The 7934-nt window shown below is 51.1% G+C and carries 9 protein-coding genes and 2 pseudogenes; 5 read left to right on the plus strand and 6 right to left on the minus strand.

Annotation, left to right across the window (positions count from 1 at the left end; translation table 11 throughout):
- Nucleotides 1-58 precede the first annotated feature (58 nt).
- Both PGY33_RS12690 and PGY33_RS12695 read left to right on the plus strand, forming a co-directional pair.
- On the plus strand, nucleotides 59-196 hold the full coding sequence (locus PGY33_RS12690; RefSeq protein WP_158575203.1) for a hypothetical protein: 138 nt from the start codon (nucleotides 59-61) through the stop codon (nucleotides 194-196).
- A gap of 97 nt (nucleotides 197-293) precedes the next feature.
- Nucleotides 294-761 carry a transposase gene (locus tag PGY33_RS12695; RefSeq protein ID WP_243022942.1) on the plus strand — a complete coding sequence of 156 codons (468 nt, stop codon included), beginning with the start codon at nucleotides 294-296 and terminating at the stop codon, nucleotides 759-761.
- 181 nt (nucleotides 762-942) lie between these two features.
- On the opposite strand, the gene PGY33_RS12700 is transcribed toward PGY33_RS12695, so the two are convergent.
- From PGY33_RS12700 to PGY33_RS12725, 6 genes are all read right to left on the minus strand, one after another.
- Entirely contained in the window at nucleotides 943-1572 is a 630-nt protein-coding gene (locus PGY33_RS12700) for a hypothetical protein (protein ID WP_118480749.1), read from the minus strand.
- Entirely contained in the window at nucleotides 1569-2420 is an 852-nt protein-coding gene (locus tag PGY33_RS12705) for a metal ABC transporter permease (RefSeq protein WP_270478915.1), read from the minus strand. The genes PGY33_RS12700 and PGY33_RS12705 overlap by 4 nt, the downstream gene beginning before the upstream one ends.
- Nucleotides 2417-3130 (minus strand): metal ABC transporter ATP-binding protein, encoded by a 714-nt coding sequence (locus PGY33_RS12710; protein ID WP_118480747.1) that lies wholly within the window; start codon nucleotides 3128-3130, stop codon nucleotides 2417-2419. Before PGY33_RS12710 ends, PGY33_RS12705 begins: the two co-directional genes overlap by 4 nt.
- Before the next feature lie 12 nt (nucleotides 3131-3142).
- Nucleotides 3143-4681, minus strand: a complete 1539-nt coding sequence (locus PGY33_RS12715; protein WP_118480745.1) for a metal ABC transporter solute-binding protein, Zn/Mn family — start codon at nucleotides 4679-4681, stop codon at nucleotides 3143-3145.
- Nucleotides 4682-4807: 126 nt separating this feature from the next.
- Entirely contained in the window at nucleotides 4808-5104 is a 297-nt protein-coding gene (locus tag PGY33_RS12720; protein WP_118761881.1) for a hypothetical protein, read from the minus strand.
- A 22-nt stretch (nucleotides 5105-5126) separates the two neighbouring features.
- Nucleotides 5127-5522, minus strand: a complete 396-nt coding sequence (locus PGY33_RS12725; protein ID WP_270478916.1) for a Fur family transcriptional regulator — start codon at nucleotides 5520-5522, stop codon at nucleotides 5127-5129.
- A gap of 186 nt (nucleotides 5523-5708) precedes the next feature.
- On the opposite strand from PGY33_RS12725, the pseudogene PGY33_RS12730 reads away from it, so the two are divergent.
- The 3 genes and pseudogenes from PGY33_RS12730 to PGY33_RS12740 all read left to right on the plus strand — a co-directional run.
- Nucleotides 5709-5828 (plus strand): annotated as a pseudogene (locus PGY33_RS12730) (RNase III inhibitor); the annotation flags it as partial.
- Nucleotides 5816-6079: pseudogene (locus PGY33_RS12735) on the plus strand (tyrosine-type recombinase/integrase); the annotation flags it as partial. The pseudogenes PGY33_RS12730 and PGY33_RS12735, both read left to right, overlap by 13 nt.
- 605 nt (nucleotides 6080-6684) lie before the next feature.
- Nucleotides 6685-7890 carry an FprA family A-type flavoprotein gene (locus PGY33_RS12740; RefSeq protein WP_118480739.1) on the plus strand — a complete coding sequence of 402 codons (1206 nt, stop codon included), beginning with the start codon at nucleotides 6685-6687 and terminating at the stop codon, nucleotides 7888-7890.
- Nucleotides 7891-7934 lie beyond the last annotated feature (44 nt).

The following is a 7934-nucleotide window of genomic DNA, read 5'->3' on the forward strand; positions in this document are numbered from 1 at the left end:
TTATCATCCGCAACATGCATAGAAATCTCTACTCTGTAACACATTGGGAGGCCTCATTATGGAATTTGACCGTGAAGTATTTGATCTTATGCCATCTGGAAACAAAACCTTCAACCTGATTGGCCTAAAAATGCCGAGCGATAAGGATATACAGCCTGTCGAAAAAGGTCACCTACGGGTGGCCTTTTTCTGGTAAAATGGTTCGAAAAATGGAATAATAAGTACGGGTGATAAACGTGCTAACGAAAAATATTGAAAACAGAAATCAAGTTGAGTTTGTAAGTTTGGAACAGATGGTTCCTCAGGACCATCTGCTGCGTCAGATCGATGCAGCGATCGACTTTAATAAGGTGTATGAATTTGTTGAGGATTTGTGCTGCAAAGACAATGGGCGTCCCAGCATTGATCCTGTTGTTCTGTTCAAAATTGTGCTGCTTCAACATATCTACGGCATTCGTTCTCTGCGCCGAACACTGGAAGAGATTAGGATGAATATGGCGTATCGGTGGTTTATTGGATATCCGCTGAACGAGCAGGTTCCGCATTTTTCAACGGTGAGCTATAACTTCAAACACCGTTTTAATACCGCATCGGTAGAGTATATTTTTCGCTCGCTGGGGCGTGTGTATATTTGCGGTCGTGCAAAAATCCCACAAAACCGCAAAGTCGATAGGTGGGTATTTCGATGCAGAGTATGTTCGACACTGTGGAAACTGAAAATCAGCTTGTATTCGCAGAAAAGTTACATTTTAGGGCGATAACCGCCGGGTGATTGTAAAGCGCTATTCAATACCACCCGGCTCGCTCGATGCAGGAAGCCACGCATCGGATATATTCTGTACTGACGAGCATAATATAGCAAAACAGACAGCTTTCGTCAACCGTTGCGCAGAAATGCGGCTTCGGTGGAAAGCTGCCTATTTTTTGCTAGATACGATTTTCTTACTCGGTTATCTCTGCATCGACCAGATGGCAGTCCATATATCCGTTTTCTTCGTAGGTCTGGAATGTGCCAACGACCGTGATTTCTGTTCCCAGTTCGGGATAGCCGGCAGGATAGCTATGCTCGCCCGCGAGGACGAATTCCAGCCCCTGCGAGCAGCAGGCAGTCGCGTCCATGATGATGCAGACCGTGTACACCGCGCCGGTGTTCGGATTCCCATAGGCCGCAAACTGCCCATTCATTTGGATGCGCTTTCCGACATACCGATCCGGCTCGTACATCATGTTATAGATCTCGGAGTAGACCATCGTGCTGCTGAGCGTAGTCAGATCGACATCCGGTTCGCCGGAGGTCTGTGCCGGTTCATAGTCCGGAAGCGCTTCGGCGGGCTGCGTCTGCTCCGGTTCCGGAACGGATGTTTCCGGTGTAGTTTCATCCGCAGCAGGCTGCTGCTCCGGAATTGCAGTCGGCGGAACGGTCGTTTCGCCTGTGGCATTCGCCATCTGCTCCTGAACGACCTGCTGGGTCGCGCTGCCCTGCTTCGATTTGGACTGGATCTTCTGATCGCCGCAGGCGCAGAGGGAAACCAGATAAAGCGCGACGGCGAGAATAAACAAAGCCTGTTTCATGTGCGGATACCTCCCAATCGGGATATTCCTGAGAAAATCAGAAATGCAAAAATGTCCACGGCCACAATGGTCGAGCCGACCGGCGTTCCAGCTAGGATGGAGATCAGAATGCCCAGTGCGGCGCAGCAGACGGAAAGGACGGCCGCACAGATCGTCACCGCACGGAAGTTTTTGTAGACCCGCATGGCAGACAGCGCCGGGAAAATAACAAGGGCGGATATGAGCAGTGAGCCGACAAGGTTCATTGCCAACACGATCACAACGGCGACCGTTATGGCAATCAGTAAGTTATACAAATCGGCCTTTGTCCCCACAGCCTTTGCAAAGTTTTCATCAAAGGTCACAGCGAAAATTTTGTTGTAGCAAAGAACAAATACCGCCACGACCGCCACCGACAGCACCGCGCACAGCCAGACCTCGCTTTTCGTCAGCATCAGAATAGAGGTCGAGCCGAACAGCGTGCTGCACACATCGCCGGACAAGTTAGAGGATGTGGAGAACAAATTCATCAGCAGATAGCCGATAGCAAGTGCCCCCACCGAGATCATGGCGATGGCGGCGTCGCCCTTGATCTTCGTGTTCTGCCCGGTACGCAGAAGCAGCACGGCGCTGATGATTGTAATGACCATGACCAGCGGCATTTCGTTGGTGATTTGTAGCACAGCGGCAATCGCCATGGCTCCGAACGCCACATGAGAAAGTCCGTCACCGATGAAGGAAAACCGTTTCAGCACCAGCGTTACGCCCAGCAGAGAGGAACAGAGCGCAATCAGCACGCCGACCACCAGCGCATAGCGGACAAAGGGGTACGCCCAATAGAGGGTCAGTTTTTCCAAGATTGCGGTCATTGTTCATCACCGCCTTTCTCTGCGGCAAATAGCCGCCCTTGCGGGCTTTGGAGATACTCTGCCTTTGTTCCGAAGAAAACGGTGTTGCCAATATGCAGAATATGGCTGGCGTATTTGACTGCGGCGGCAATATCGTGAGAAATCATAATAATGGTGATACCGTCCCGATGGTTCAGTTCGTCGATCAGACGATACATTTCCGCTGTCACTTTGGGATCAAGCCCGGAAACAGGCTCGTCCAAGAGCAGCATTTTTTGTGTGGCGCACAGCGCACGGGCAAGCAATACCCGCTGTTGCTGCCCGCCGGACAACTCTCGATAACACCGCTTTGAGAGCTTATCAATCTGCATTTTCCGAATGTTTTCTTCGGCAAGCTGTTTTTCTTCTTTGTTATAAAAGGGGCGGCTGCCGCAGCGCCCCTGACACCCGGAGAGAACGATCTCTCTCACGGATGCAGGGAAATCCTTTTGTACGACGGTCTGCTGCGGCAGGTAGCCGATCTCATTTTTCCTCAGCCCGTCGCCTGTCAAAATTCTGCCGCTGATGGGCGGCTGCAAGCCAAGGATCGTTTTCATAAGTGTACTCTTACCAGAGCCGTTTTCCCCTACGATGCAGAGGTAGTCGCCTGCAAAGACCTCAAAGCTGAGATCTTGCAGAACGGACTTCCCATCATAGCCGACGCGGAGATTTTGACAAGTGAGCTGAGCCATAGACCTACCTCCTTAACCCAATGCTTCTTTCAGCACGGACAGGTTCTTCTCCATCACGGAGAGGTAGGTCGTACCGTTTGCCACATCTTTAGAAGTGGTGGACTGCATGGAATCCATGGTCAGCACCTTTTGATTTTTCTCAGCGGTGTTCTGGACAATGGTTTCGGAAATTTTATGCTGTGCGCCCTCAATAGTCAGAACGCAGGGCAGTTTCGATTCATCCACCTTCTTAGCAAGGAACGAAACGGTCTCAAAGCTGGCTTCCGTTTCGGCGGAGCAGCCCACAAAAGCGGCATAGTAGCTCAGACCGTAATCGTCCACCAGATAGCGGAATGGGAAACGGTCGCCGAACAGAACGGTCTTATAGGTCGCAGCGTCCACGACAGCCTGATATTCACCGTCCAGCGCAGAGAGCTTTTCGATATAGGCAGCGGCGTTGGTAGCGTAGGTGTCCTTATTGTCGGGGTCCAGCTCCTGCAAGGACTTGGAAATGGCATTTACAAGAACCTCCGCGTTTTTCAGAGAAAGCCAAACGTGCTCGTCCTTTTCTTCCTCATGCTCGTGGTCTTCGTCCTCGTCGTGGTCATGCCCTTTCATGTGTTCGCAGATCTCTTCGCCGGTCATGTCAGCCGGGAAGAAGGTAGGCCAGGAGTTTTCGGGATCGACGATCGCGTCGAAGCTCTCGTTGCTCATCCGGATGTGGAAGTGTTCGGCGGCAGCCGGTTCGATCATGTGGTCATTGAACTCAATGTAGACCGGCGCGCCGGAATCCTTGTCCTCCGCCTCAAAGCGATACATGGCCGCCTTCGTGCCGGTAGACCAGTTCTGAATGTAATAGCCGACATACTTGTAGTTAGAGCCGACCTTCTTGCTATCTTCGTAGGTGAACTCGATGTGGTCACCCTCAATATCGATGTTGGCAATGTCCGTTTTGTAGCCGTTCTGATAGTAGGTCTTGTATTCTTCGGCGGTCATTTCGCCTTTCTCTGCCATCGCTGCAAACGCATCATCCAGTGTTCCGTCCGGCACAAAGGGATAGGCAGACTGCCAGTCGCCCGCCCAATCAGACAGGCTTCTGTCCTGAACCTCGTCATCTTCAAAGGTGGAGATTTCCTTGCTGTGGTCATGGTCGTGATCGTGCTCTGTTTCCTGCATACCCTCGACCACTTCTTCGGTCTTGACGCTGTCGCCAAGGACATCCAGCAGGTTGATGACCTTCATGTTCTTGTTGGTGGCATTTTTCAGAGCATTGTCCACCCAGCCGTCGGACTCGCCGCCCACATAGATGAACAGGTCACAGTTGGAGATTTTGACAATGTCATCGGCAGTGGGCTGATAGCTGTGCAGGTCAACGCCGTTATCAAGCAGCATCGTGACTTCGGCGTTATCGGCTTTGTCACCTAAAATCTCACGCACCCAGTCATATTCGGGGAAAATGGTAGTGACAATGCTCAGTTTGTCGGTTTTGTTGGTATCGTTCTGCTTTCCGCAGCCGGCAAGAGCGCCGACGAGCATCAAAAGCGCAAGCAGCAGCGCAGTTATTTTTTTCATAGGGTTTGTTACCTCCAAATCATGATAAGAACTTAAAAATGGGCGCAAAAATACAAGGGTAACAGCAACGCCGCAAAAGTCTATCCGAAAAAAGATAGACTACACCCTTGTAAAAAGTTCTTATTTTTAATTTGAAAGTTTGACCTTGAGAGAAACCAGCGTAAAGGTGCGGGCAACCTCTGTACAGGAGGGAATGATCCGGCACAGAATATATAGAATCGCCGTTACAGTAGCTGCGGCGGAGCCGGCAAGCCCAATGCTTTTGAGCAGGTTTTCACAGACGTTGATCTGATGGCAGATGGCGCAGTCCACGCCAGTACAGTCATGGTCGGATTCCACTGCGATATAGGCAAGAGAGGACAGCATAACAAAGGCCAGCACTACGGCCAGCAAGCCCGTCATAAAACGAAATTTCTTTGTCATGGTCTGTCCTCCTTTCCAATCGTTATTTTCCCTTGCAGTCCGAACAAGTTCCATAGAGGATCGTGTCAGTCGTGTCCAACATAAACTGTTCGCTCTGCGCCAAAAGCTTTGCGAGCAAAGCTGCGTTACCATCTGCCATGTGAAAGGTCTTGCCGCATTTGATACAGCTCATGTGCAGCGCACCTTTGCAGCTTTCGGCATCAAGGTATTGATAGTAGACCTCGCGCGTGCCGCTCTTGCTGCTCCGACGCACTTTTTCCTCTGTCTCTAACTGTGCAAGGTTTCGATATACGGCGCTCAGGCTGATTTTTTTATCTGCCAAAGCGTCCGCAATTTGCCGTGCGGACAACAGCTCGTCCGGGTGCTGGCTCAAATAGGCAAGCAGAACCTTTCGCTGCCGCGTGCTATAGCTATGCAAGTCACCGCACCTCCAATTTGCAGTTCATTCGCAAATATTATAATCCAAGAAAGCAAGAAAGTCAATATGCGAGTTGTTCGCAAATTGCAAGTTTTCAATGAACGCAGCTACCGCGAAAATCAAAACCACTTTTACTGTTGCCCAATATGCTTGACTGCATATTTTTAGGACTACAATTTCTGGATGTTGGAGTTGTCACTTGTCCAGATGCAGGAGACGCTCGGCAAGGCAGGGTTTACCCTTTCCCATTCGAGCAAATTCGATATTATTGTAGAATATTTTGTCGAACGAGGAAGCATAGAATAAAGCCAAGGCTTGGTGAGCATCAGCCGAACAATCCCAAACTGGTGTATACGATGGACTTCAAGGTGACCCCACACATGCTGCGGCACACCTACATCACCAATCTGATTTACAAAGGTGTTGATCCTAAGACGGTGCAGTATCTGGCAGGCCATGAGAACAGCAAAACGACTATGGACATCTATGCGAAAGTCAAGTATAATAAACTTGAGGAATTGAGCAGCGTTGTGAATGCAGCATTCGGGCTGCGTTAAACTACACCCAAAATTTCGCGATTTCGTGGGTGTGCCTATGGGTTTACTGAGAGAGGGAAGCCCGAAAACCCGAATGAATACTGGACTTTTGGGATCAAGGTCAGGTGAGTACGGTCTCAAAGCAGCTCGTCGCGCTCCGCAGTTCTCCAAGCGCTAATCAATATTTGTGCTTTCAAAGTGCAGAAAACGCAAGTTTTCTGCACTTTTTCTTTGTTTTTGGACAAAACAATATATGCGGAATTGCAATGCAAAACATGAGAAACATGTGCTTTTCTCATCAATAAAACCGTGCTGCAATAGAAGCAGACAAAAAACGAAACAGAGAATGCACATGGCAAAAACAGAACGCTCATTCGATATGCTGCACGGAGCGCTGAACGGCAAACTCCCGGCGAGATTGTCGGCCGGCTGATCAGCCTGTCGCTTGGTCTGTTCATGGTGCTCGGTACCTGCACGCTGCTGCAATCGATCGAAACCTGTATCCCGTCAAAAACCGGCTGTTTCATCGGTCGTTTTTTTGTACGCCGCGACTAACCCTACCACTGGACGAATGCACAAAAATATGCTACAATTCAATATAGATATTTACACGGAGGTGTCGTGCGATGCACAGTACCAGAAAGGTCAAGGATGATCTCATTTATGTTGGCGGCAGCGACCGCCGCCTGAGCCGCTTTGAAAATTTGTTCCCGATTCCCAAGGGGGTATCCTATAACAGCTATGTGCTGTTGGATGAGAAAACCGTGCTGTTTGACACGGCGGACGAGTCCATTAGCCGTCAGTATATCGAAAACGTCGTTCACGCGCTGAACGGCCGTCCGCTGGACTACATGGTCGTTCAGCACATGGAGCCGGATCACTGTGCGATGATCGACGATATGCTGCGCCGCTATCCGGAGGTGAAGATGGTATGCAGCGCCAAGGCGGTCGGCATGTTCGCCCAGTTCTACGGAACGGACGTTGCCGCGCGTGCGCTGGTCGTCAAGGAAGGCGACAAGCTGTCCACGGGCGAGCATACCCTGCATTTTGTCATGGCGCCGATGGTGCACTGGCCGGAGGTCATGGTCACCTACGACGAGAAGGACAAGATCCTGTTCTCTGCTGATGCATTCGGCACATTCGGCGCACTGGCGGGCAACATTTTCGATGACGAGATCACGTTCGACACCACATGGATGAACGATGCCCGCCGTTACTACACCAACATTGTCGGCAAGTACGGCGTACAGGTGCAGACGCTGCTTAAGAAGGCGGCATCGCTCGATATTGAGATGATCTGCCCGCTGCATGGTCCGATCTGGCACAAGGATCTCGGCCTGCTGCTGGAGAAGTACCAGAAGTGGAGCACCTACGAGCCGGAGGACAAGACGGTCATGATCGCCTACGCGACCATGTACGGCAACACCGAGAACGCCGCAAACGTGCTCGCAGGCATGCTGGCCGACAAGGGCGTGAAGAACATCGCGATGTACGACGTTTCCGAGACCGACGTTTCCGAGCTGGTGGCGGAGAGCTTCCGCTGCAGCCATCTGGTGCTCGCTGCGCCGACCTACAACAGCGGCATCCAGCCGAAGATGGAAGCATATCTGTCCGATATCAAGGCGCTTAACCTGCAGAACCGCACGGTTGCCGTCATCGACAACGGCACATGGGCCGCTACTGCGGGCAAGCAGATGATCGGCATGCTCGAGGGCATGAAGAACATGACCATCCTCGAGAACCCGATCTCCATCAAGTCTGCACTGGCAGAGAATCAGCTCGGCGCACTCGAAGCGCTGGCTGACGAGCTGGCAAAGCAGGTAAACGGTTAAGGCAATACCGCATAATTGAACAAGAGCGATTTGCGAGCAAATTT

The sequence above is a fragment of the Butyricicoccus sp. AF18-9LB genome, from assembly GCF_027684505.1.
Taxonomy (GTDB): Bacteria; Bacillota; Clostridia; order Oscillospirales; family Butyricicoccaceae; genus Agathobaculum; species Agathobaculum butyriciproducens.